Annotated in this window: 19 protein-coding genes and 2 pseudogenes; 6 read left to right on the top strand and 15 right to left on the bottom strand. The window is 70.9% G+C overall.

Going from position 1 to position 23187, the window contains the following annotated elements:
- Positions 1-105 precede the first annotated feature (105 nt).
- From ACGF8B_RS39880 to ACGF8B_RS39820, 13 genes are all read right to left on the bottom strand, one after another.
- On the bottom strand, positions 106-1587 hold the full coding sequence (locus ACGF8B_RS39880) for a hypothetical protein (protein ID WP_392747573.1): 1482 nt from the start codon (positions 1585-1587) through the stop codon (positions 106-108).
- A gap of 67 nt (positions 1588-1654) precedes the next feature.
- The gene (locus ACGF8B_RS39875) at positions 1655-3781 is read right to left on the bottom strand and encodes a phosphocholine-specific phospholipase C (RefSeq protein WP_392747572.1); all 2127 of its coding nucleotides are present in this window, start codon (positions 3779-3781) and stop codon (positions 1655-1657) included.
- Positions 3782-3986: 205 nt separating this feature from the next.
- The gene (gatB, locus tag ACGF8B_RS39870; RefSeq protein WP_392747571.1) at positions 3987-5495 is read right to left on the bottom strand and encodes an Asp-tRNA(Asn)/Glu-tRNA(Gln) amidotransferase subunit GatB; all 1509 of its coding nucleotides are present in this window, start codon (positions 5493-5495) and stop codon (positions 3987-3989) included.
- Positions 5496-5510: 15 nt separating this feature from the next.
- Complete coding sequence (locus tag ACGF8B_RS39865) at positions 5511-5750, bottom strand: hypothetical protein (RefSeq protein WP_266911811.1); 240 nt, start codon at positions 5748-5750, stop codon at positions 5511-5513.
- Positions 5747-7249 (bottom strand): Asp-tRNA(Asn)/Glu-tRNA(Gln) amidotransferase subunit GatA, encoded by a 1503-nt coding sequence (gene gatA, locus ACGF8B_RS39860; RefSeq protein ID WP_392747569.1) that lies wholly within the window; start codon positions 7247-7249, stop codon positions 5747-5749. The genes ACGF8B_RS39865 and gatA overlap by 4 nt, the downstream gene beginning before the upstream one ends.
- 5 nt (positions 7250-7254) lie before the next feature.
- Positions 7255-7551 (bottom strand): Asp-tRNA(Asn)/Glu-tRNA(Gln) amidotransferase subunit GatC, encoded by a 297-nt coding sequence (gene gatC, locus ACGF8B_RS39855; protein WP_003966094.1) that lies wholly within the window; start codon positions 7549-7551, stop codon positions 7255-7257.
- A gap of 265 nt (positions 7552-7816) precedes the next feature.
- Positions 7817-8308: a cupin domain-containing protein gene (locus tag ACGF8B_RS39850; RefSeq protein WP_392747567.1), complete on the bottom strand. Its 492-nt coding sequence runs from the start codon at positions 8306-8308 to the stop codon at positions 7817-7819.
- Between the two features lie 16 nt (positions 8309-8324).
- Positions 8325-8693 carry a DUF4267 domain-containing protein gene (locus ACGF8B_RS39845; protein WP_392747566.1) on the bottom strand — a complete coding sequence of 123 codons (369 nt, stop codon included), beginning with the start codon at positions 8691-8693 and terminating at the stop codon, positions 8325-8327.
- Positions 8694-9626: 933 nt separating this feature from the next.
- Positions 9627-11705, bottom strand: a complete 2079-nt coding sequence (locus tag ACGF8B_RS39840) for a putative bifunctional diguanylate cyclase/phosphodiesterase (protein ID WP_392747597.1) — start codon at positions 11703-11705, stop codon at positions 9627-9629.
- Positions 11706-12150: 445 nt separating this feature from the next.
- A complete protein-coding gene (ligA, locus tag ACGF8B_RS39835) occupies positions 12151-14343 on the bottom strand; it encodes an NAD-dependent DNA ligase LigA (RefSeq protein ID WP_392747564.1) in 2193 nt (730 codons plus the stop codon).
- A gap of 30 nt (positions 14344-14373) precedes the next feature.
- Complete coding sequence (locus ACGF8B_RS39830) at positions 14374-15399, bottom strand: methionine synthase (protein ID WP_392747562.1); 1026 nt, start codon at positions 15397-15399, stop codon at positions 14374-14376.
- A 46-nt stretch (positions 15400-15445) separates the two neighbouring features.
- Positions 15446-16135 (bottom strand): SDR family oxidoreductase, encoded by a 690-nt coding sequence (locus ACGF8B_RS39825; RefSeq protein ID WP_392747560.1) that lies wholly within the window; start codon positions 16133-16135, stop codon positions 15446-15448.
- 29 nt (positions 16136-16164) lie between these two features.
- A complete protein-coding gene (locus ACGF8B_RS39820) occupies positions 16165-16704 on the bottom strand; it encodes a TIGR00730 family Rossman fold protein (RefSeq protein WP_365475418.1) in 540 nt (179 codons plus the stop codon).
- Between the two features lie 192 nt (positions 16705-16896).
- Between ACGF8B_RS39820 and ACGF8B_RS39815 the strand changes: the two genes are divergently transcribed.
- The 5 genes and pseudogenes from ACGF8B_RS39815 (at position 16897) to ACGF8B_RS39795 (ending at position 19505) form a co-directional block, all read left to right on the top strand.
- Positions 16897-17232 (top strand): DUF427 domain-containing protein, encoded by a 336-nt coding sequence (locus tag ACGF8B_RS39815; protein ID WP_392747558.1) that lies wholly within the window; start codon positions 16897-16899, stop codon positions 17230-17232.
- A 95-nt stretch (positions 17233-17327) separates the two neighbouring features.
- The gene (locus ACGF8B_RS39810; protein WP_392747556.1) at positions 17328-18128 is read left to right on the top strand and encodes an alpha/beta fold hydrolase; all 801 of its coding nucleotides are present in this window, start codon (positions 17328-17330) and stop codon (positions 18126-18128) included.
- A gap of 248 nt (positions 18129-18376) precedes the next feature.
- Positions 18377-18454 (top strand): annotated as a pseudogene (locus tag ACGF8B_RS39805) (hypothetical protein); the annotation flags it as partial.
- 179 nt (positions 18455-18633) lie between these two features.
- Positions 18634-19023: pseudogene (locus ACGF8B_RS39800) on the top strand (SseB family protein); the annotation flags it as partial.
- A gap of 101 nt (positions 19024-19124) precedes the next feature.
- Positions 19125-19505: a hypothetical protein gene (locus ACGF8B_RS39795; RefSeq protein ID WP_392747554.1), complete on the top strand. Its 381-nt coding sequence runs from the start codon at positions 19125-19127 to the stop codon at positions 19503-19505.
- 417 nt (positions 19506-19922) lie between these two features.
- Here the strand turns inward: ACGF8B_RS39795 and mnmA are convergent, their stop codons facing one another.
- Positions 19923-21059: a tRNA 2-thiouridine(34) synthase MnmA gene (gene mnmA, locus ACGF8B_RS39790; RefSeq protein WP_392747552.1), complete on the bottom strand. Its 1137-nt coding sequence runs from the start codon at positions 21057-21059 to the stop codon at positions 19923-19925.
- A 61-nt stretch (positions 21060-21120) separates the two neighbouring features.
- Between mnmA and ACGF8B_RS39785 the strand changes: the two genes are divergently transcribed.
- Complete coding sequence (locus tag ACGF8B_RS39785; protein ID WP_392747550.1) at positions 21121-21822, top strand: N-acetylmuramoyl-L-alanine amidase; 702 nt, start codon at positions 21121-21123, stop codon at positions 21820-21822.
- Positions 21823-21914: 92 nt separating this feature from the next.
- Here ACGF8B_RS39785 and ACGF8B_RS39780 read toward each other — a convergent pair whose 3' ends face one another.
- A complete protein-coding gene (locus ACGF8B_RS39780) occupies positions 21915-23084 on the bottom strand; it encodes a cysteine desulfurase family protein (protein ID WP_392747548.1) in 1170 nt (389 codons plus the stop codon).
- Positions 23085-23187 lie beyond the last annotated feature (103 nt).

The raw sequence follows: 23187 nt of genomic DNA, 5'->3' as shown, positions 1-23187 counted from the left end.
AACCGTCACTCTGGCAGCAGAAAGTGATCCTTTGTCTCTTTCGTGGCCTTACTCACAACGGCCGGGGAATGACCGTGCCCCGTGCCGCGATGGCCTCCGGCCACCTCACCCGGCCAGTCGTTCCTCCTCCGCCTCCAGCTCTTCCTCGAACTGCTCCTCGATCTCCGTGATGCCCTTCGTCACGACCTCCGCCAGATGGACGGGGCAGGTCAGCACGTCACTGCTGAAGCCCTGGCCGGAGTCCTGGCCAGGGGCGGGGCCTGCGTCCGGGGCGTAGAGATGGGCGATGCGTGCCATGTGGTCGGACGAGCGCTCATGGCGCGGCGCATGACCGTCCGCGTGGTCGCAAGCGCCGCCGGGCAGGGTGGTGGCAGCGGTACGGAGGATGCCGAGGATCTCGCGGGCGATTCCGTACGACAGCTCCAGGGAATCGGCCGCCGCGCCCATCAGGAGCAGCAGGACGGTCCGGTCGGGCGCGGCTCCGTCCGGGCCGAGCCGCTCGTACCGCCGGGCCGCCCAGAGCGCCGCCTCCTCGGAGGCCGTCTCGTCCTTGAACGGGACGTGCCGCTCGCTCAGCGGTCCGATGTCGAGCCGGCCGTCGGGGCGCAGGTACACCTGGTCCAGATGTGCCGTCTCGCGGGTGCCGAAGAGCCGGTCGACCGCTTCGCGCAGATGGTCGCGGGCCTCGACGGCGAGGGCGCGCAGGAAGGTGGTGCACGTCCATGCCTCCAGCGAGGCGCCGTATCCGTCCGCGTGTTCCTCGCGCAGCACGGCCCGGCCGCCGGGGCTCTGCAGGTGGATGCCCTCGGAGGCCTGCTCGGCGCTGCCGGAGCGCAGTGCCGGGTGCTCGCCGTCCTCGTGCGCGCAGGCCTCGTCCGGCAGCAGCGGCAGTACGGACTCCAGGCCCTTGATCATGTCGTCGAGCAGCGACCGCTGTCTGATCCGGCCCGACCCCGCGTACCAGCAGTTCGCATGGGCGACGACGACATAGCCGGCGAGAGCGGCCCGGGAGAGGTCGCCGGGCGGTACGGCGTGGATGTCCAGGTCCCAGAACGGATCACCGTTCGGATAGTCGTTGAGCACACTGCCCAGGCTGCGGATGTATCTCTGATGGTCTTCGGGGACGATCTCGGGGATGCCGTCCGTGCTGCCCGGCAGGATCACATCGGCGGCCGTCCGCGCCCATCCGGCGGCATTGCGGGGGCAGGCCTCGGCCGCGTCCCACTCGTCGAACGGAACCTCGGTGTCCGGCGCGTGGAGCAGCCCGTCCGTGTCCGTCTCCCACTCCTCCAGGCTGTCGGTGTACGGATGGGCCTCGTGCCCGCACCCGCGACCCTGCTCGTCCATGGCCTCGGCGGCGGCGCCGAGCGCGTCCACCACGGCCCGCTCGACGGCCGCGCCGCGTCGCCCGAGGACGTACGGCGCCATGCTCACGAGCCCGAAGGTCAGCAGGACCGCCTGCTCGCCGTCCGGTTCGGCGGCGAGCAGGCGGGCGCACTCCAGGACGACGGGGTCCGCCTCCTCGGGGGCGGCGCCCGCCGTGACTTCGTCCCATTTCTCGATCAGTTCGTTCATGATCAAGGACACGCGGGCCGCGCCCCGGTGGTTCCTGTGGGCGCCGAACCCCCGTGCGAAGGGCCCGCCGGGCGGCCCGTCAGCCGGAGACGCTCGCCCGGCCGTTCTCGATGTGCCCCATCAGCCGTCGCCGGAACGCGTCGTCCCCGTCGACGGTGACGTCCAGGTCGTACCAGCCGTGCGCGTCGGCCGCCGAGTGGACCACCGTGCGGCTGCGTCCCGGCTTGACCTTGATGGTCCGGGTCCAGTCCCGCAGGTCCGCCTCGTCGACGTAGCCGAGCGGCCGCACCGTGAAGGTGAGCGTGGTCCGGCCGGTGTTGCGGAGCGTGAGGTGCAGGTCGCGCTCGTGGGCGTCGACCCGCGAGGCGACCTCGGCCCCGGCCGAGGCGCCGCCCTTCACGGGCCCGGCGAACTCCCGGCGGAAGCCGTTCGGCCCCGTCACCGTGAACCGGTAGGCCTCGCCGGTGACGGGCACCGTCCACTGCGCGGTGCGCTTCACGTCCCGGTGCTGCGGTACGGGGAACTCACCCGCGTACGGGTACAGCGCGAAGTGCGCCGACGAGCGCCCCGTGTTGCTGAGGGCCACCCGCACCGCGCCGTTCACCACCTTCGCCTGCGCGTCCGGCTGGTACGGCAGCGCGCGGGCCGGACGGGCGCCGGGCTCCTGCACCGGCATCTGCTGCACGGCCGGCGGCTTCGGCGACCAGCGGCCGCTGAACGGCGGGATGGCGCCCGGCTGTTCCACCTCGGGCCGGCGGCGGGTGCGCGAGAAGTCGAAGGCGGAGGTCAGGTCGCCGGTGACGGTGCGCCGCCAGTCGCTGATGTTCGGTTCCTTCACCCCGGTCCAGCGCTCCAGGAAGCGGACCACGGAGGTGTGGTCGAAGACCTCGGAGCAGACGTAGCCGCCGATGGTCCACGGCGACACCACGAGCATCGGGACCCGCATGCCGAGGCCGGTGGGCTTGCCCTCCCACTGCTCCTCGGTCACCTCGGACGGGGCGACGGGCGGCGGCACGTGGTCGAAGAAGCCGTCGTTCTCGTCGTAGTTGATGAAGACCGCGGTGTGCCGCCACACGTCGGGGTGCTTGCCCAGCGCGTCCAGGACCTTGTAGACGATCGTCGCGCTGTGGATCGGCGAGGAGACGCTCGGGTGCTCGGAGTCGACGGCGGAGGGCACCAGGTACGAGACCTCCGGCAGGGTGCCCGCCGCGACGTCCTTGGCGAACTCGTCGGCCAGCGTCCCGGTCTCCACCCGGCGCAACGCCCGCTCGAACAAGCTGCGTTCGGTCTTGCCGAGGGTGGCGACACCCTCCTCCAGCAGGCCGAACAGCCGCTCCCGCTCCGTGGCGTCGGCGTCCCGGACCGCGGCGTAGAACGACTCCATGAAGGTGTGGCCGCCGGTCTTCGCCAGCGCCTTGCGGGCCACCGCCTTGAAGGTGGCGAAGAACTCGATCTGGTTGTCGGTGAAGTTCTCCCACTCGGTGTACGTGCGCCAGCTGCGCCCGGCCTTCTCCAGCCGCTCCGCGTACGTGCCCCAGTCGTAGCCGGGGTGGGTGCCCTCGTCGTACGCGTCGTTGCCGACGGCCCGCTTGCCGTTCGGTTCGTTGCCGGTCTTCCCGCTCCACAGGTGGTTGCGGTTGGGGCTGGTCGAGGAGTGGATGGAGGAGTGGTAGGCGTCGCAGACCGTGAAGGTGTCGGCCAGTTCGTAGTGCAGCGGGATGTCGCGGCGGTCGTAGTACGCCATGGTGGCGGCCGTCTTCGCGCTCACCCAGCCGTTCATCCACCCGCCGGCCCACGCCTTGCCGCCACCGCTCCAGGAGTGGTCGAGCGCGCCGATGTACTGGAGGTCCTTCTTCTGCGTCTCGGCGGCGTCGCGCACCGGGAACGGCAGCACGGAGGAGCCGAGCGCCGCGGGCTGCTCGAAGACCGGCTTGCCCGAGGGCAGTTCGACGGCATTGCGGTCACCGAAGCCGCGTACGCCCCGGAGCGTCCCGAAGTAGTGGTCGAAGGAACGGTTCTCCTGCATCAGGATCACCACGTGCTTGATGGCGCCGAGCCCGTCCCGGCCACCGGACCCCGCCGAGTGTGCCGGCTGCGCGGCGATCGCGGCCTGCAGCGAAGGCGGCAGCAGCGACCCCGCCGCCGCGGCGCCGAGTGCACCGCCGCCCAGCGCGAAGAGCCGTCGCCGTGAAATGTCCGTGGTCAAGTGAGCCTCCCGAGTCCTGTCGTACAGCCGGGAAGCTAATCAAGCCAAGTGGCGTGCGGAAGGATTCCGTACGGCTCGGTGGTGAACGTCCAACAGGTCGTGCGGGAAAGTCCAAGGGGCGGCGCACCCGGCTCACGGGTGCGCCGCCCCTCGGGGAACGTGCCTGCGCAGAGGGGTCGGCCCTCGACGCCGAACGTCTCCAGGATCAGCCCTCGACGCCGAGCTTCTCCAGGATCAGCTCGCGCACCCGGGCAGCGTCCGCCTGGCCGCGGGTGGCCTTCATGACCGCGCCGACGAGCGCGCCCGCCGCCGCGACCTTGCCGCCGCGGATCTTGTCCGCGATGGCCGCGTTGGCCGCGATGGCCTCGTCGACCGCGGTGGACAGCGCGCCCTCGTCGGAGACGACCTTCAGGCCGCGCTTCTCGACGACGGTGTCCGGGTCGCCCTCGCCCGCGAGGACGCCCTCGATGACCTGGCGGGCCAGCTTGTCGTTGAGGTCGCCCGAGGTGACGAGCTCGGCCACCCTGGCGACCTGCACCGGGGTGATCGGCAGCTCGTCGAGGCCGCGGGCGGTCTCGTTGGCGTTACGGGCCAGCTCGCCCATCCACCACTTGCGGGCCTGGTCCGAGGGGGCGCCCGCGTCGGTCGTGGCGACGATCAGGTCGACCGCGCCCGCGTTGAGGATGGACTGCATGTCGTGCTCGGAGACGCCCCACTCCTCCTTGAGCCGCGCCCGGCGCAGCCGGGGCAGCTCGGGCAGGCCCTTGCGCAGTTCCTCGACCCACTCGCGGGCCGGGGCGACCGGCACCAGGTCCGGCTCGGGGAAGTAGCGGTAGTCCTCGGCGTTGTCCTTGATGCGGCCGGCCGTGGTGGAGCCGTCCTCCTCGTGGAAGTGCCGGGTCTCCTGCACGATCGTGCCGCCGGAGGACAGCACGGCCGCGTGGCGCTGGATCTCGAACCGGGCGGCCCGCTCGACGGAACGCAGCGAGTTCACGTTCTTCGTCTCGGAGCGGGTACCGAAGGTCTCGGTGCCGTTGGGGCGCAGCGACAGGTTGACGTCGCAGCGCATCTGGCCCATCTCCATGCGGGCCTCCGAGACGCCGAGCGCCTTGATGAGCTCGCGGAGCTCGGCGACGTACGCCTTGGCGACCTCGGGAGCCCGTGCGCCCGCGCCCTCGATCGGCTTGGTGACGATCTCGATGAGCGGGATGCCCGCGCGGTTGTAGTCGAGCAGGGAGTGGGACGCGCCGTGGATACGGCCGGTGGCTCCGCCGACGTGGGTCGACTTGCCGGTGTCCTCCTCCATGTGGGCGCGCTCGATCTGCACCCGGAAGATCTCCCCGTCCTCCAGCTGGACGTCCAGATAGCCGTCGAAGGCGATCGGCTCGTCGTACTGGGAGGTCTGGAAGTTCTTCGGCATGTCCGGATAGAAGTAGTTCTTCCGGGCGAAGCGGCACCACTCGGCGATCTCGCAGTTCAGCGCGAGGCCGATCTTGATGGCGGACTCGACGCCGATCTCGTTGACGACCGGCAGGGCGCCGGGCAGGCCGAGGCAGACCGGGCAGGTCTGGGAGTTGGCGTCCTGCTTGAGCTCGGTGGAGCAGCCGCAGAACATCTTGGTCTTGGTGCCGAGCTCGACATGGACCTCCAGGCCCATGACGGGGTCGTAGGACGCGAGCGCGTCCTCGTACGACACCAGGTCGGTGACAGTCACGGTGAAACTTCCCTCTCAGCCCAGCAGTACGTCGTCGTCGCCGAGGCGCTTGAGTTCGCGCAGCAGCAGGGCGACACCGGTGGCGATGGCGGCGGCGGAGACAACGGCGTCGATCAGTCGGAGCGTGTCGTGCTCGTAGCGGGCCTTCCTGGCCTGCTTGAGCACACTGACGGCCCCGAAGGCGGTGGTGCCGATGGACAGGTACGTGCCGGTCTTGGACTTCTTGAAGCCCTTGGCCTTGGTCAGTGCACTCACAACGACGGAGCCTCCTCCAGCAGCGGGTGACCCCACTTTTCCACGAAGGCGGCCTCGACGGCGGCTCCGACCTTGTAGAGACGGTCGTCCTTCATGGCGGGGGCGATGATCTGCAGCCCGACCGGCAGGCCGTCCTCGGGTGCCAGGCCGCAGGGCAGCGACATGGCGGAGTTGCCCGCGAGGTTGGTCGGGATGGTGCACAGGTCCGCGAGGTACATCGCCATCGGGTCGTCGGCGCGCTCGCCGATCGGGAAGGCGGTGGTGGGCGTCGTCGGGGAGACGATGACGTCCACCTGCTCGAAGGCCTTCTCGAAGTCCTGCGTGATGAGGGTGCGGACCTTCTGCGCCGAGCCGTAGTACGCGTCGTAGTAGCCGGAGCTGAGGGCGTACGTACCGAGGATGACGCGGCGCTTGACCTCGTCGCCGAAGCCGGCCTCGCGGGTGAGCGCGGTGACGTCCTCGGCCGAGCGCGTGCCGTCGTCGCCGACGCGCAGCCCGTAGCGCATGGCGTCGAAGCGGGCCAGGTTGGAGGAGCACTCGGACGGCGCGATCAGGTAGTACGCGGAGAGCGCCAGGTCGAAGGACGGGCAGTCCAGCTCGACGACGGTGGCGCCGAGCGACTTGAGCAGCTCGACCGACTCGTTGAAGCGCTGGACGACGCCGGCCTGGTAGCCCTCACCGGCGAACTGCTTCACGACACCGACGCGCATGCCCTCGACGCTGCCGTTGCGCGCGGCCTCGACGACCGGCGGGACCGGGGCGTCGATCGACGTGGAGTCCATCGGGTCGTGCCCGCCGATGACCTCGTGCAGCAGGGCCGCGTCCAGGACGGTACGGGCACAGGGCCCGCCCTGGTCCAGGGAGCTGGAGAAGGCCACCATGCCGTAGCGGGAGACGCCGCCGTAGGTGGGCTTGACGCCGACGGTCCCGGTGACGGCGGCGGGCTGGCGGATGGAGCCGCCGGTGTCCGTGCCGATGGCGAGCGGGGCCTCGTACGAGGCGAGCGCGGCGGACGAGCCGCCGCCGGAGCCGCCGGGGATGCGGGTGAGGTCCCACGGGTTGCCGGTCGGGCCGTAGGCGCTGTTCTCGGTGGAGGACCCCATGGCGAACTCGTCCATGTTGGTCTTGCCGAGGATGACGACGTCGGCGGCCTTCAGCTTCCGGGTGAGGGTCGCGTCGTACGGCGGGATCCAGCCTTCGAGAATCTTGGAGCCGACGGTGGTCGGCATGTCCTGCGTGGTGAAGATGTCCTTCAGCGCGAGCGGGACGCCGGCCAGCGGGCCGAGCTTCTCGCCGGCCGCCTTCTTGGCGTCGATGGCACGGGCCTGCGCGAGCGCGCCCTCGCGGTCGACGTGCAGGAAGGCATGGACCTTCTCGTCGACCGCGTCGATCCTGGCCAGGTGGGCCTCGGTGACCTCGACGGCCGTGAGCGCGCCGGAAGCGATCTTCGCGGCGATCTCGGCTGCGGTGAGCCTGATGATGATGCTGTGGTCCGTCATGGTTGTTAGTCCTCCCCCAGGATCTGCGGCACCTTGAAACGCTGCTGCTCCTGGGCCGGGGCGCCGGAGAGCGCCTGCGCGGGGGTGAGCGACGGACGGACCTCGTCCGCGCGCATGACGTTGGTCAGCGGCAGCGGGTGGGAGGTCGGCGGTACGTCTTGGTCGGCGACCTCGGAGACGCGGGCGACCGCGCCGATGATGTCGTCGAGCTGACCGGCGAAGTGATCGAGCTCTTCGCCCTTCAGCTCCAGACGCGCCAGCCGGGCGAGGTGGGCGACCTCCTCGCGCGTGATGCCAGGCATGCAGCGATCCTCAGGGGTTGGTGTGGTTTTGGCCGGGCCGGAGGCACATTTCCGTCGTCCGTCCGAAGGACGGGCCGCGCGGCGTCCGGCGCGTGCGATCGCAAAGCGCCGGAGCGCCCTCGTGGCGGGGGCCACGTGGGCGATTCGGCAACGCGGCGAGCGTGCGTGCCAGGCGTCGCGCGGCAGGTGGAAATGTGCCGCCGGCCCCCCAATCCTATGGGGCCCGGAGGCATGGCCCCTAAACGGTTTCCCCCGGAGGGTCTCCTCAGTGCCTTTTCTCCCAGACCGCGCTGTTCAGGAAGTGGTTGTCGTAGCGCTCCTGCACCTCCAGGAGCGACTCGGGGCTCAGCTCGCCCAGCGCGATGCGCTGGAGGTGGCGGAAGTACTCGAAGCGTTCCACGCCGGGCGTGATGACGATGAGCAGATCGGTGTCGCAGCCGGGGGCGGCGGCGAACGCGTGCGGCATGCGGGGCGGCACCACGACGAGGTCGCCCTGCCCGGCCGTGACGACCTCCTCCCCCGCCAGGAACTCGGCGGCGCCGTCGAGCACGTAGAACATCTCGGCGCTGCGCTCGTGGCGGTGCGGGGTGGCGCCGGCGGCGCCGGCGGCGAGCGTGACGCGCTGCGTGGACAGGGCGCCGCCGGTCGCGCTGCTGTCGGCGAGCAGCCGCACGGTGGTGGGCGCGCGGCCGATCACTTCGGCGTCGGTGGAACGGACGACGACGGACTCGTCGAACTCGGGAACGATCAGCGACATTTCGGCTCCTCGGTTCTCAGACGGCGAACAGCAGGCCGGCACTGACGAGCACCGTGACGGCGGTCGCGAAGTGGATGCCGTACGCGACCGCCTTCGTCCCGCCGTGGCGCAGCACTATGAGCGTGTCGCCGAGCGGTGCCAACGCCACGAGCAGCATGAACCACGCCTCGGCCCGCGCGCCGACGAACGCGAGAAGCGCCAGGCCGACCAGGCCGAAGGTGAGGTCCCTGAGCCCCTTGATCGTGAGGTACGCGCGATCCCCGTCCTCCTTGGCGGGGACGCCGTATCCGGCGGCGGCGGGCAGGGGCTGGAGCAGGAAGCGGGCTCCGATGAACACGACGAACAGGTCGAGCACCACGGCGAGCGTGTACGCGGCGACGGTCATGGCAGGACTCCTGGCTTCTGCCGGCTTCACACCGGACGAGTTCATGGGGCGGCTTCACAGGCCACCGCTGCTAGCGCCGCTAGCAACGAGAGCGAAGGTAGCAGAAGCGTCGGCAGCATTTCTAGCACTGATAGAACTTCTGGCACGACCATTCGGACGCACCGGGAGCGGAGGCGCGCGGAGCGGAAGCGCGGAGCGCGGACGGGCGGAGCGCGGACGGGCGGAGCGGAAGCGCGGAACGGAAGCGCGGAACGGACGGGCGGAGCGGAGGCGCGGAGCGCGAACGGGCGGAGCGGGCGGAGCGCCAGTAGCTGAGCGTGGCGGCCACGCGGAGGGCAGGCACGGCCGGAGGGCAGGCACGGCCGGAGGGCAGGCACGGCCGGAGGGCAGGCGGGCGACGACCACGCGCTGGATCGCCTCGGAGGTCGAGTACGGCCGGGCCGATCCTCTACAGCCACCTCAAGGGCACGGACGTGCTCATGGCGGCGGTAGTGGTGGAGGGCTGTGGCGGGCCGGCCACGGCGCTACGGGCGGCCCGCATCTCGGCGGTGGACGAGCGGGGCGCGTCGGCCGCGCTCAGCCGGGCGCACACGGATGTCGCGCGCGAACGGCCGGCGATGTACGACGCGACGCTCACGCACGCGGTGGATCCGCCATTCGCCACGCCCGAGGCACCGGCCGCGCCACACGAGGCGTTCGGCGCAGCTCCGGACCACCGCACGCCGGTACCACCGCAGGCCCGGACCACTGCACGCCGGTACCACCGCAGGCCGGCACCACCGCACGTCGGCACCACCGCAGCCCCGGACCACCGCACGCCGGCACTCCCGCAACCTCGGACCACCGCGTGCCAGTACCTCCGCGGCTCGGGCCGCCAGAAGCTGGGACCACCGCGGCAGCTCAGGCCGCCACGCGCTCCCAGCCCCCCAATCCTCAGGTCGTCGCGGGCCGGGAGTTGACCGGTCGGCCGGGCGGGCGCTGTTCCAGTTCCGGCTGGGTGCCGGCCGCCGCCGCGGCGGCGGCCGCTGCCGCGGCCAGCTCGGCCGGGCGCCGCCAGCCGTGCTCGCCGCGTGCCCGCAGCCAGGCCGTGGTCTCCTGCGGCGGCATCGCCGCGGCGACCAGCCAGCCCTGCACCGCGTCGCAGCGCAGATCCCGCAGCCGCTCCCAGGTCTCGTCGTCCTCGACCCCTTCCGCGACGACCAGCAGACCCAGCGAGTGGGCCAGGTCGATCGTGCAGCGGACGATCTCCGCGTCCTCGTTGTCCACGGCCAGCCGGGCCACGAACGAGCGGTCGATCTTCAGCTCGCTGACCGGCAGCCGGCGCAGATGGACGAGTGAGGAGTACCCGGTGCCGAAGTCGTCGAGGGACATCTTCACTCCGTGCCCGGTCAGCCCGGCGAGTGTGTCGGCGGCGCGCTGCGGGTCCTCCAGCAGCACGTGTTCCGTTATCTCCAGCTGCAGCGCACCGGCCGGGACGCCGTGCCGGGCGAGCCGGGCCGCGACGCCGCCCGCGAAACCTGGGGTGTGGACGTCGCGCGGGGAGACGTTGACCGCGACGGGGACGAACAGGCCCTGCGCACGCCACCGGGCGACCTGGGCCAGCGCGGTCTCCAGGACGTACTCCGTGAGGTGCGGCATGAGGCCGGACGACTCGGCGATGGCGATGAACTCGTCCGGAGGAACCCTGCCGCGTTCCGGATGCACCCAGCGCACCAGGGCTTCGAGGCCGGCCACCTGGCCGTCGAAGCGGACCTTCGGCTGGTAGTGGAGCTCGACCTCGCCGGCGTCCAGAGCACGGCGCAGATCACCCAGCAGCCCGAGCCGGTCCGGGGTGTTGCTGTCCCGCTTGGACTCGTAGACCTCGACGCCCGTGCGGTCCCGCTTGGCCTGGTACATCGCCACGTCCGCACGCCTGAGCAGCCCCTCGGCGTCCAGCGCGTGGTCCGGATAGACGGCGACTCCGGCGCTGGCCTCCAGCACCAGGGTCAGCCCGTCGAGGTCCAGCGGGGAGGACAGTTCGGCGACCAGATGGCGGGCGACCCGCTGGGCGCTGGTGGTGGAGTCCGCGGTCGGCAGGAGCACCGCGAACTCGTCGCCGCCCAGCCGTGCGGCCTCCGCGCCCCGGGGCAGGGCGAGTCTGAGGCGTTCCGCTATCTGCAACAGCAGCCGGTCCCCCGCCAGATGACCAAGGGTGTCGTTGACCGCGCGGAAACGGTCGAGGTCGATCAGGACGAGAGCTGATCTGGCGCCGACGGACTCGGCGTCCTCCAGGGCCGTCCAGGTGCGCTCCAGCAGCCACTGCCGGTTGGGCAGCCCGGTCAGCGGGTCGCGCAGCTGCTCCTCGGCCCGGGCCCTGGCGATCCAGAGGGCGGAGTCGAGGGCGATCAGCGGGACGGCGAAGAGCGGCAGGAGCAGAGGGGTGGCCATCGCGACGACGCAGATCAGCGGTGCGATCGCGACGAGGGCCAGGGCGACGAGACCCTGGCGCAGCAGGGCGGTGCGGGCGATGGTCGGCAGTCCGCCGCCCTGCGGCGTCCTCGCGTACCACAGCAGGACCCTGGTGACCACGAGGTAGGTGGAGGCGGCGAGGAGGACCTCCGGGACGGAGTCGATGCCCCAGTCGAGTGGCTGCCAGGGTGACTCGACGGTCTGCACCTCGCCGAGGGCGCCGAGCACCAGAGCCGCCGCGCCGATCCCCAGGATGTCCACGGCGCCGTGCAGCAGCCCTTGCCACCAGCGGTGTCTGCGGGCGACGCCGACGAGGACGACGACGACCAGGGAGACCAGCGCGGCGGGCACCCAGCCGTAGAGCAGCAGCACCGCCAGGGTGAGGGAGGCACCGGAACCGGTCCCTCCCCACCAGCGGTCGCGGCCGAGCGCGACGAGATGGCCGACGATGATTCCGGTCAGGACGGCGAGGGACCAGCCGGCCCTGCCGTCGGGGAAGAGCGCGTGTCCCTCGCTCACGGTCCGGTAGAAACCGGTCGCGATCTGGACAACGGCGATCGCCATGGCAACGGCGCCCACTTTGGGCGTGAGGCCGACGAAACCTTGCAGCCGCGACACCGGTGCGGCGCTCTCGGTCGGTTTCATTCCGTCCCTCTCACAGCCGGCGATGCCGATGTCACCCGATGGTTCCGTTCCACGCCGCCACGACCCGGTTTCCCACCCCGCAGCCGGGCACGGCAGGTGCACGTCTCAACAGTAGGCCGCGGAGGGCTTCTACGGGCAGCGCTCTGACGCTCTTGCCCGAATGCGGACCGACCATCCGTCAGCATCTGCTATGCACCGATCGGGTGAACCGGCCGAAACCATGAAACCCTTGCCCCGATCCGCCCCTCTACACCCTTGATCGCCCCCTTGCGCACCATTCGCCCACCTCCCGGTCGTACGGCCACCGCTCCGTTCCGACGGACGCCGTTCTGTACCGATACCCCGCCCGGGGGCGGGGATCCGCCTACTGCGCCGGTTCCTCGGCCGGAACCACCGCCTCGCGGGCCGCATCCGGACCCTGTCCGAGCAGTACGGCGAAGCCGTCCTCGTCCAGCACCGGCACCTTCAACTGCATGGCCTTTTCGTACTTCGAACCGGGGTTGTCACCGACGACCACGAAGGAGGTCTTCTTCGAAACGGAACCTGTCACCTTCGCGCCGCGGCTCTGGAGCGCCTCTTTCGCGCCATCCCTGGTGTGGCCGACCAGCGTGCCGGTGACGACGACGGTGAGTCCTTCGAGCGGACGCGGCCCCTCGTCCTCCCCCGCGCTCTCGTCCTCCATCCGGACGCCGGCCTCGCGCCACTTGCGCAGGATCTCCCGGTGCCAGTCCTCGGCGAACCACTGCTTCACCGACGCGGCGATGATGGGACCGACCCCGTCGGCGTCGGACAGCTCCTTCTCGGTGGCCTCGTCGATCCGGTCGATGGAACGGAACTGACGGGCCAGCTCCGCGGCGGCGACCGGGCCGACATGGCGGATGGAGAGCCCGGTGAGGATCCGGGCCAGCGGTGCTTCCTTGGCCGCGGCGATGGCGTCGAGCATGGCGAGCGCGTTCTTCTTCGGCTCGCCCTGCTGATTGGCGAAGACCCAGGCGGTCTTCTCCTCGCCGGACTTCGGATCGCGCTTGGGCAGCCCGCTGTCCTGGTCCAGGACGTAGGCCCGGATCGGCAGCAGCTCCTCGATCGTCAGCCCGAACAGATCGCCCTCGTCGCGCAGCGGCGGCTCGGCGGGCTCCAGCGGCCTGGTGAGGGCCGCGGCCGCGACATAGCCGAAGTGGTCGATGTCGAGGCACTTGCGGCCCGCGAGGTAGGCCACGCGTTCGCGCAACTGGGCCGGGCAGGAGCGCGCGTTGGGGCAGCGGAGGTCGATGTCGGCCTCCTTCATCGGCCGCAGCTCCGTACCGCACTCCGGGCATTCGGTGGGCATGACGAACGCCCGCTCGGTGCCGTCACGGAGGTCGACGACCGGGCCGAGGATCTCCGGGATCACGTCGCCCGCCTTGCGGAGCACCACCGTGTCCCCGATGAGGACGCCCTTCGCCTTCACCACGTTCTGGTTGTGCAGGGTGGCGAACTCCACCTCGGAGCCCGCCACTTCGACCGGCTCGACCTGCGCGTACGGTGTGACCCGGCCGGTCCGGCCGACGCCGACCCGGATGTTGACCAGCTTGGTGTTGACCTCCTCCGGGGCGTACTTCCAGGCGATCGCCCAGCGCGGAGCGCGGGAGGTGGAGCCGAGCCGGCCCTGGAGCGGGATCTCGTCGAGCTTGACGACGACGCCGTCGATCTCGTGCTCCACGGAGTGCCGGTTCTCACCGAAGTACCTGATGAACTCCCTTACTCCGTCGAGGGAGTCCACCACCTTGTTGTACTTGGCGGTGGGCAGGCCCCATTCGTGCAGCAGCTCGTAGGCGTGCGAGAGGCAGTCGATGTCGAAGCCCTCGCGGGCGCCGATGCCGTGCACCACCATGTGAAGCGGGCGGGTGGCGGTGACCTTCGGGTCCTTCTGGCGCAGTGAACCGGCCGCCGCGTTGCGCGGGTTGGCGAACGGCTTGTCGTCGGCCTCGACGAGCCGGGCGTTGAGCTCCTCGAAGGCCTCCATCGGGAAGAAGACCTCGCCACGGATCTCGACCAGCGCCGGGATCCGGTCGCCCTTCAGCCGGTGCGGGATCTCGGCGATCGTACGGATGTTGGGGGTGATGTCCTCGCCGGTGCGGCCGTCGCCGCGGGTGGCGGCCCGGGTCAGCCGCCCGTGCTCATAGGTGAGGTTGACCGCCAGCCCGTCGACCTTCGGCTCGCACAGGAAGTGGTAGTCGGTGGTGCCGACGTCCCGGGCGATCCGCTCGCCCCAGGCGGCCAGCTCCAGATCGTCGAAGGCGTTGTCCAGCGAGAGCATCCGCTCCCGGTGCTCGACCGAGGTGAATTCCGTCCGGTAGGGGCCCGCGACCTTCTGCGTCGGCGAATCCGGGGTGCGCAGCTGGGGGTACGTGTCCTCCAGCGCCTCCAGCTCGCGCATCAGCCGGTCGAACTCGGCGTCGCTGACGACCGGCTGGTCGCTCACGTAGTACCGGAAGCGGTGCTCCTCGATCTGCTCGGCGAGCAGCGCGTGCTGCTCCTGGGCCTGTGCGGGCACCGTCGTCTGCTGTTCGCCGGCCATCGTCTCGTCCTCCCGTTACCCGTTGCCCCGTTACTCAGGGTTGTCTGCGAGCGATCTCGCGGCCCGGACGCAGTGGGCGAGCGCGGCGCGCGCGTACGCGGGCGAGGCACCCGCGAGCCCGCACGACGGGGTGATCACCACGGACTCCGTCAGAGTCCCCGGATTCAGCCCCAGCCTGCGCCACAACGTCCTGACACCCATGACGCTACCGCCCGGGTCCGACAATCCGCCCGAGGCCGGGTCGGTGCCCGGCACCACTCCGAGGAGAAGCTGGGTGCCGCCCTCGACGGCTTCGCCGATCGCTTCCTCCTCACGCTCGGTGAGCAGTGAGAAGTCGAACGAGATGCCGCCGGCCCCGGCCCTGCGCAGCAGCGCGAACGGCACCTCGGGCGCGCAGGTGTGCACGAGCGTCGTCCCGTCCCCGGCCGCCGCCAGGACGTCGCGCAGGGTGCCCTCGACGACCTGGCGGTCCACGGCCCGGTACGTGCGGTAGCCGCTGGCCGTCCTGACCCGCCCGCGCAGTACGGCGGTCAGGGACGGCTCGTCGAGCTGGAGGACCACTCGGGCGCCGGGCACCCTGCGCCGTACCTCCGCGAGGTGGGCGCGCAGCCCTTCCGCGAGTGAGCCCGCCAGGTCGCGGCAGGCTCCGGGGTCGCCGAGCGCGGCCTCGCCGCCCCGGCGCTCCAGTGCGGAGGCCAGCGTCCAGGGGCCGACGGCCTGGACCTTGAGCGGTCCCTCGTACCCCTGGGTGAACTCCTCCAGGGCGTCGAGGTCCTCGCCGAGCCAGGACCTGGCCCGGCGGGTGTCGCGTCCGGGCCGGTCGCTGATCCGCCAGCCGCTGGGCTCGACGTGCCCGTACAGGTCGACGAGCAGCCCGATGGTCCGCCCGATCATGTCCGCGCCGGGCCCGCGGGCGGGCAGCTCCGCCAGATGCGGCAGGCCCTCACCGCCCGCGAAGGAGCCGGTGACGGTCTTCGCCGCCTCCCGCGCGTCTCCGCCGGGCATGGACCCGATCCCGGTGGCCGGGCAACCGCTGAACTCGCTCTTCTCGCTCACACGGGAAGCCTAAGGCCGCGCCGGGCCACCACCGGCGCCGCGTCGCTCAGCGTCCGGGGCGCACCGTCAGGTCGTTGACCTCGGCGTCGCGCGGCAGGTCGATGGCCATCAGGATCGTGGTGGCCACCGACTCCGGGTCGATCCAGCGGGAGGGGTCGTACTCCTTGCCCTCCTGCTGGTGGACCTTGGCCTGCATGGGACTGGCGGTGCGCCCCGGGTAGACGGAGGTGACCCGGACACCGTTGGCGTGCTCCTCGTGGCGCAGCGAGTCGGCGAGGGCCTTCAGGCCGTGCTTGCTCGCGGCGTACCCGCTCCACTCGGCGTGCGCGGCGAGGCCGGCGCCGGAGTTCACGAAGAGGACGTGGCCCTGGGCGACGCGCAGCTGCGGCAGCAGGAGCCGGGTGATCTCGGCGGGCGCGACCAGGTTGGTGTTGAGCTGGAAGTGCCAGGCCTTGGGCGTGAGGTCACCGACCCGGCCGAGCTCGACCACACCCGCGACGTGCAGCAGCGAGTCGATCCGATCCGGCATCGCCTGCTGGGCGAACGCCCAGGAGAGCCGGTCCGGGTTGGAGAGGTCTCCGACGAGCGTACGGGCGCCGGGGTGGAGCCCGGCCAGCTCCTTGGCACGGCCCGCGTCGCGGGCCAGGAGCACGGTCTCGTCACCGCGCTCCAGCAGACGACGGGTGACGGCGGCTCCGATGCCGGAGCCGGCACCGGTGATGACATGAGTGGGCATGCCCTCATGATCGCACCCCCGCAGCCCCGTCACCGCAGGCCGGACCACTCCTCCAGGTAGGCCAGCGCGCCCACGCCGTCCTTGGCGAAGAACACCAGGTCGGTCAGCGGGACGGGCAGGAAGCCCTCGTCCTCCATGCGCTGGAACTGCTGGCGCAGCCCGTCGTAGAAGCCCGCCGTGTTGAGCAGGACGACCGGCTTGTCGTGCTTGCCGTGCTTCTTCAGCTCCAGGATCTCGGTCGCCTCGTCGAGCGTCCCGGTGCCGCCCACCATGATCACGACCGCGTCGGCCTTCTCCAGGAGCAGCGCCTTGCGCTCGGCCAGATCGCGCGCGATCACCATCTCGTCCGCGTCGGCCCGCGCCTTGGCCGCCAGGAAGTCCACCGACACCCCCACCAGCCGTCCGCCCGACTCCTGGACACCGTCGGCGACGACCTTCATCAGCCCGCTCTCCGAGCCTCCCCAGACCAGGGTGTGGCCGCCCTTGCCGAGCAGCTCGGCGAATTCGCGGGCGGGCCGGGTGTAGCGCTCGTCGAGGTCGGCGGCGGAGAGAAATACGCAGATCTTCATGGACCAACCGTAAGGGCCAGCGCCGACAGGCCCCCGCACCCTGTGGAAAACCGCCCCTGGCGGGGACCGGCGGGCAAGAGGGCCGGGGCTGGGGCCGAAGGCGGCGGGCTCGGGCCGCGAGCTGCGAAACCCGGCAACCGGGCAACCGGGGAACCGGGGAAGAATCCGGTCCGCGAAACGGCTGACCTTTACATGACTACGTCACCAGGACACCGCATCACGGTCGAGCCCGGCACCGAGCATGTACGTGTGGTCCGCGACGGGCAGGTGCTCGCCGAGAGCCGACGCCCGCTCGTCCTGCGCGAGACGGGCTGTCCGGTCCGCTACTACCTGCCGCCCGAGGACGTCCGTACCGAACTCATCACGGCCTCGGACACCCGAACCCACTGCCCGTTCAAGGGAGATGCCTCCTACTGGTCGCTCCCGGACGCCGCGGATCTCGTCTGGGCCTATCCGGAGCCGAAGCCCGAAGTCGCCGCGATCAAGGACCACTTCTGCTTCTACGACACCGAGATCGCTGCCGACTGATCATCAAGAACAGCCCTGACCTGGGCAATCGAAGAACTTCAGAAAAACTTCGGCTGGAGCGATGAGTTTTCGCGGGCCCGGCGGTCCACCCTCGCATGGACAAGATTCTCTCCCGCGACGGCACCTTGATCGCGTACCGGCGACGCGGTGAAGGCCCGCCGGTGATCCTGGTGGGCGGCTCGCTGGGCACCGCGGCGACCGAGGCGCCGCTGGCGCGGCTGCTCGCGCCGCACTTCCACGTCGTCACGTACGACAGGCGCGGCCGCGGCTCCAGCGGCGACAGCTCCCCGTACGCGGTGGAACGCGAGATCGAGGACCTGGCCGCGCTCGTCTCCGCGACGGGCGGCCGGGCCTCCGTCTTCGGCATGGGCGCCGGCGGGGCCCTGGCCCTGGAGGCGCAGGCCTCCGGCCTCCCCGTCGATCTGCTGGCCGTGTACGAACCGCCCTACACGCCGGGTGCCTCGGGCCTCCGGTACAAGGCGTGCTGCACCTCGCGCCTGCACCGGCTGCTGTCCGCCGGGGACCGCGCGGGAGCCGTCGAGCTGTTCCTGTCCGTGACGGGCGTGCCGGCCGACATGATCGCCCGCATGCGCCGCGCCCCGCTCTGGAGCGACCTGCTGGCGATGGCGCACACCCTCGCGTACGACGACGCGATCCTCGGCACCGGCGCGATCCCGGCCGCCCGCTTCGCCTCCGTCACGGCCCGCACGCTGGTGATCTGCGGCGGTTCCAGCCCCACCCCGTCCCGCCTCGCCTCCCGCGCCCTCGCGGACGCCCTCCCCCGCGCCCGCCACCGCACCCTGACGGGCCAGACCCGCGATCTGGCCCCGCAGGCGGTGGCCCCGGTCCTCACGGACTTCTTCACCAGGTCCGTATCCCTGCGTCAGGCTTCCTGACCCACGACCCGCCCCGCGCGGTCCCGCCCGTACGGGGGTCGGACGCGACCGCGCGGGGCGCCGCAGAGGCGTCCGGCCCCATGTCCCGGACGCCGATCCGGAGCGTCGGTGCCGCCACTGGATCGCACGGCGGCCGGCCCTCGGGGCGACGCACGGGGCCGCTGGCCAGCTTGGCTGTCAACACCTGTGCTTGGTAGTCGAGTTCGGTCAACTCGTGGGCGCCGAGGTTCGCATGACAGCGCTCTTCATTCTGTACGGACAGCGGCAACAACCGCGTCGAAGTTGCCGCAGTGAAGGGCACACACCTCGCGATCCGCGAGAGCTGACGCCCTGAGCGCGTCGTCACGACGAACCGAGCCGTACTCCCGCTCACGTGTGGTGGCGGCAAGGGCCTGCGACGCAGGCCTTTGCCGAGCGAGAGACGGCTGCGCCCGCTGCTCGACCGCATCCGTTGCTTTTCGGCCAGCAGGCAGCATCGCATCGCAATGGAAAATACAAACATGTGATGATCCCACTCGTGACCACGGGTGGGGACAGGACATCGAACCAACAACGACCGTCACGGCTGGCCGACTTGGTCGGCCTGGTGGCAACACCGATACCGGACGCGCCGGAGGCTCACGCGCCGACGCCTGACATCGGGGCCGATCCGCCGGCTGCTGCGCGTCGGGAGTTCGCGGTGCTGCTGGGCGAGTTCCGTCGTACGGCGGTACTGGTCCCGTTCGACGCATCGGGGAGCCTGTGGTCGGCCGACCGGAACGGCGTGCGGTGAATCTGCGCGTTCTCGGACGAGGAGGCACTGGCCCGGTTCGCCTACGCACAGGGTGATGTCGGCAGGGAGTGGATGTACCGGACGGTTCTGGGCGCGCGGTTGCTGGATGTGCTGGTGCCGCTGCCGTTCCAGGGAAAAAGCTTGTCGTTACGAACGGCGGATATTCCGGACCGCTGTGGTGAAATCTGGGGACGCATAGAATGACTTCGCGAGCGACGCGATGCATGGCACTTCTGTCCAGGTTCGGCGAGCTGGCCTGGTTCAAGCTCATATCAGAACCGGATCCCCTTCGCGGACGCCAACAAGTCCCTTACCTTGCGTGGAGATACACCTCACCCGGAGAGAGAACTACGGAAATTTTCGAGAGCGCAGTGACTGATCCCCCGATGCAGCTCAAATGGACCTTCGATCCATCTGCGAGGAATTGGTTCATCACCCCCTCTCGCATCGTCCGAGAGTTGCAAGAGCGCGGCAATTCTGAATTTCAGAAGATCATGTGTGAAATCAAAGATGAAGACCATGAATTTTGCATCACGGCTCTGCATGATTTCGACAGAATGATTTCCTTCCTGGAAGAAATCCCGCTTCCTGCGGAGGACACGTAGACGCGACAGCGGTGGCGGCGATGGCGATTGCTGTTGCGCGTTTACTCTGCCGAGGCCAGAAAACTAGGAAGCCCGGCACGCTTTGGAACGCACTGAAACGGTACGGAACGTTCCCCGGCCCCTTTGCTCCGCCTCGCACTCGCACTCGCACTCGCACTCGCACTCGCACTCGCACTCGCACGAATTCATATTCTCGGCGCACTGGTTTCGACGCCGAGGGAATGGTCGCTCTCGGATTACGACAGCGACATCGGAACACACCGATCGCACCGCTCCCAACGTACGCAAATACAATCCATTCTCGCGAGACATAGCTGTTTCCCCCTGCCGCTCCCGTGCAGGGGCTGTTGCACATGAGCCGACGGAGCCGCTCGGGCGGCGGACAAAGGATCGGCGTAGCTCCGGAGGTCGTCCAGGTCAGCCGGACGTCGTCGCTGCCGCCGTCTCCCGTCGCGCCGTCGTCGCGATCGTCGCCGAGCCGACCACGCGGGTGCCGTCGTACAGGACGATCGCCTGGCCGGGGGCCACGCCCCGTACCGGCTCGGTGAAGGTGACGTGGAGCGTGCCGTCGGTCAGTTCCGCCGTCACCTCCGTCTCGCCGCCGTGGGCGCGGAGCTGGGCGGTGTAGGTGCCGGGGCCCGCCGGGGCGGTGCCGCACCAGCGGGGCTTGATGGCGGTGAGGGCGGTGACGTCGAGGGACTCGGCCGGGCCGACCGTCACCGTGTTGTTCACCGGGGAGATGTCCAGGACGTAGCGCGGCTTGCCGTCGGGGGCGGGGTGGCCGATGCGCAGGCCCTTGCGCTGGCCGATGGTGAAGCCGAAGGCGCCCTCGTGGGTGCCGACCTTCGTGCCCGACTCGTCGACGATGTCGCCCTCGGCGGTGCCGAGGCGGCTCGCCAGGAAGCCCTGGGTGTCGCCGTCGGCGATGAAGCAGATGTCGTGGCTGTCGGGCTTCTTGGCGACCGCGAGTCCCCGGCGCTCGGCCTCGGCGCGGATCTCGTCCTTGGTGGTGAGGGTGTCGCCGAGCGGGAACATCGCGTGGGCGAGCTGCTTCTCGTCCAGGACGCCGAGGACGTACGACTGGTCCTTGGCCATGTCGGAGGCGCGGTGCAGCTCGCGGCCGCCGTCCTCGCCCCGGACGACGGTGGCGTAGTGGCCGGTGCAGACCGCGTCGAAGCCGAGCGCGAGGGCCTTGTCGAGGAGCGCGGCGAACTTGATCTTCTCGTTGCAGCGCAGGCACGGGTTGGGGGTGCGCCCCGCCTCGTACTCGGCGATGAAGTCGTCGACGACGTCCTCGCGGAAGCGTTCCGCCAGGTCCCAGACGTAGAACGGGATGCCGATGACGTCCGCCGCGCGGCGGGCGTCGCGGGAGTCCTCGATCGTGCAACAGCCGCGCGCCCCGGTACGGAAGGACTGCGGGTTGGCGGAGAGGGCGAGGTGCACACCGGTCACGTCGTGGCCCGCCTCGGCGGCGCGGGCCGCCGCGACGGCGGAGTCGACACCGCCCGACATGGCGGCGAGGACTCGGAGGGGGCGCTGGGAAGTCTCAGTCATAGCTCCACCAGGGTACGGGTCGCCGGGAACCGAACGCGCTCGGATATGCGTTGTGGATCACATGGGGACCAAGGGGACATCGGGCGCCAAGAGCTCCGGGGGCGCGAAGTCCGGGCGCGGCATCAGCCGGCGCGGGCTGCTGATCGGCGCCGCGGTCACGGCCGTGGGCACCGCGGCGCTGGCGCGGGAGCAGCTGGAGCACGCCTGGTGGCGGCTGCCGGGGGTGGCGAAGCCCCGGAAGCCCGGCGAGGTGGATTACGCGCGCGCCCAGTGGATATCGGCCTCCTCGGCGAACTGGCGGCGGGCCGACCGCCCCGACGACTACACGATCGACCGGGTCGTCATCCATGTCACCCAGGGCAGCTACCAGAGCGCGGTGAAGGTCTTCCAGGACCCGGGACACGGGGCGGCGGCGCATTACGTGGTGCGCAAGGACGGCCATGTGACGCAGATGATCCGTGAGCTGGACGTGGCGTTCCACGCGGGGAACAGGTCGTACAACGAGCGCAGTGTCGGGATAGAGCACGAGGGCTTCGTGGACCGGCCGCAGGACTTCACGGCCGCGATGTACGGGGCCTCGGCGCGGCTCACGGCGGCGATCTGCGCGCGGTACGGGATGCCGGTGGACCGGGAGCACATCGTCGGGCACGTGGAGGTACCGGGCGCGGACCACACCGATCCGGGCAAGCACTGGGACTGGGACCGGTATCTGAAGCTGGTCCGGGCGGCGGAGAAGGAGATGACCACCACGCGCAAGGGGTGACCTCGGAGCCCGCCCTGCCGCCGGGGCAAGGGGTGACCTCGGAGCCCGCCCTGCCGCCGGGCGGGCCCGGGGTCAGGTGTACGGTCCCGGGCTCAGCTGAGGCCCGCTGTCCGTGCCCGTTCCACCGCCGGTCCGATCGCGCGGGCCACCTCGTCGATGTCCTGCTTGGTGGACGTGTGGCCGAGCGAGAAGCGCAGGGTGCCGCGGGCCAGGTCCGGATCGGTGCCGGTGGCCAGCAGTACGTGGCTGGGCTGGGCGATCCCGGCGGTGCACGCGGAGCCGGTGGAGCACTCGATGCCCTGGGCGTCCAGCAGCAGGAGCAGGGAGTCGCCCTCGCAGCCGGGGAAGGTGAAGTGGGCATTGGCGGGGAGCCGGCCGCCGGGGGCCGGGTCGCCGCCGAGTACGGCATCGGGCACGGCCGCCAGCACGGCCGCGACCAGTGCGTCGCGCAGTCCGCCGATCTCACGGGCGAACTCCTCGCGCCCGTCGGCGGCCAGCCGCCCCGCGAGGGCGAAGGAGGCGATGGCGGGCACATCGAGGGTGCCCGAGCGGACGTGCCGTTCCTGGCCGCCGCCGTGGAGCACGGGTACGGGGGTGTACTCGCGGCCGAGCAGGAGCGCGCCGATACCGAAGGGGCCGCCGATCTTGTGCCCGCTGACCGTCATCGCGGCCAGCCCGGACCGGGCGAAGTCGACCTCCAGCTGACCGAACGCCTGCACCGCGTCCGCGTGCATCGGTACGTCGAACTCGCGGGCCACGGCGGCCAGTTCACGTACCGGCATGATGGTGCCGATCTCGTTGTTGGCCCACATCACGGTGACCAGCGCGACATCGTCGGGGTCACGGAGGATCGCCGCGCGCAGGGCGTCCGGGTGGACGCGCCCGTGCCGGTCGACGGGGAGGTATTCGACGTTCGCGCCCTCGTGTTCGGCGAGCCAGTCGACGGCGTCCAGCACCGCGTGGTGCTCGACCGGGCTGGCCAGCACCCTGGTGCGGCGGGGGTCGGCGTCGCGGCGGGCCCAGTAGAGGCCCTTCACGGCGAGGTTGTCGGCCTCGGTGCCGCCGGAGGTGAAGACCACCTCGCTGGGGCGTGCGCCGAGGGCGTCGGCGAGGGTCTCTCTCGACTCCTCGACGGTACGGCGGGCCCGGCGCCCGGCGGCGTGCAGGGAGGACGCGTTGCCGGTGACGGCGAGCTGGGCGGTCATCGCCTCGATCGCTTCCGGAAGCATCGGCGTGGTCGCGGCGTGGTCGAGGTAAGCCATGGTGGGCTCGATTCTACGAGCCCGCCGCGGGGCGTACGGCGGGCGCACCCGCGCACGGCCCGGTGCGGTCTTCCTGCACGGCCCGGTGCGGTCTTCCTCGCCC

The organism is Streptomyces sp. NPDC047917 (genome assembly GCF_043204345.1).
GTDB lineage: Bacteria > Actinomycetota > Actinomycetes > Streptomycetales > Streptomycetaceae > Streptomyces > Streptomyces sanglieri.
This window is presented reverse-complemented; position numbering and strand designations above follow the sequence as displayed.

What these genes read in the sequence shown, in the direction of transcription:
- ACGF8B_RS39820 (WP_365475418.1), bottom strand. Translation starts at nt 16,704, where the DNA reads ATGAAGATCTGCGTATTTCTCTCCGCCGCCGACCTCGACGAGCGCTAC.
- ACGF8B_RS39825 (WP_392747560.1), bottom strand. Translation starts at nt 16,135, where the DNA reads ATGCCCACTCATGTCATCACCGGTGCCGGCTCCGGCATCGGAGCCGCC.
- ACGF8B_RS39850 (WP_392747567.1), bottom strand. Translation starts at nt 8,308, where the DNA reads ATGTCGCTGATCGTTCCCGAGTTCGACGAGTCCGTCGTCGTCCGTTCC.
- ACGF8B_RS39780 (WP_392747548.1), bottom strand. Translation starts at nt 23,084, where the DNA reads ATGGCTTACCTCGACCACGCCGCGACCACGCCGATGCTTCCGGAAGCG.
- ACGF8B_RS39785 (WP_392747550.1), top strand. Translation starts at nt 21,121, where the DNA reads ATGGGGACCAAGGGGACATCGGGCGCCAAGAGCTCCGGGGGCGCGAAG.
- gatA (WP_392747569.1), bottom strand. Translation starts at nt 7,249, where the DNA reads ATGACGGACCACAGCATCATCATCAGGCTCACCGCAGCCGAGATCGCC.
- ACGF8B_RS39845 (WP_392747566.1), bottom strand. Translation starts at nt 8,693, where the DNA reads ATGACCGTCGCCGCGTACACGCTCGCCGTGGTGCTCGACCTGTTCGTC.
- gatC (WP_003966094.1), bottom strand. Translation starts at nt 7,551, where the DNA reads ATGCCTGGCATCACGCGCGAGGAGGTCGCCCACCTCGCCCGGCTGGCG.
- ACGF8B_RS39810 (WP_392747556.1), top strand. Translation starts at nt 17,328, where the DNA reads ATGGACAAGATTCTCTCCCGCGACGGCACCTTGATCGCGTACCGGCGA.
- ACGF8B_RS39840 (WP_392747597.1), bottom strand. Translation starts at nt 11,705, where the DNA reads ATGGCGATCGCCGTTGTCCAGATCGCGACCGGTTTCTACCGGACCGTG.
- ACGF8B_RS39815 (WP_392747558.1), top strand. Translation starts at nt 16,897, where the DNA reads ATGACTACGTCACCAGGACACCGCATCACGGTCGAGCCCGGCACCGAG.
- ACGF8B_RS39795 (WP_392747554.1), top strand. Translation starts at nt 19,125, where the DNA reads ATGGCACTTCTGTCCAGGTTCGGCGAGCTGGCCTGGTTCAAGCTCATA.
- mnmA (WP_392747552.1), bottom strand. Translation starts at nt 21,059, where the DNA reads ATGACTGAGACTTCCCAGCGCCCCCTCCGAGTCCTCGCCGCCATGTCG.
- ligA (WP_392747564.1), bottom strand. Translation starts at nt 14,343, where the DNA reads ATGGCCGGCGAACAGCAGACGACGGTGCCCGCACAGGCCCAGGAGCAG.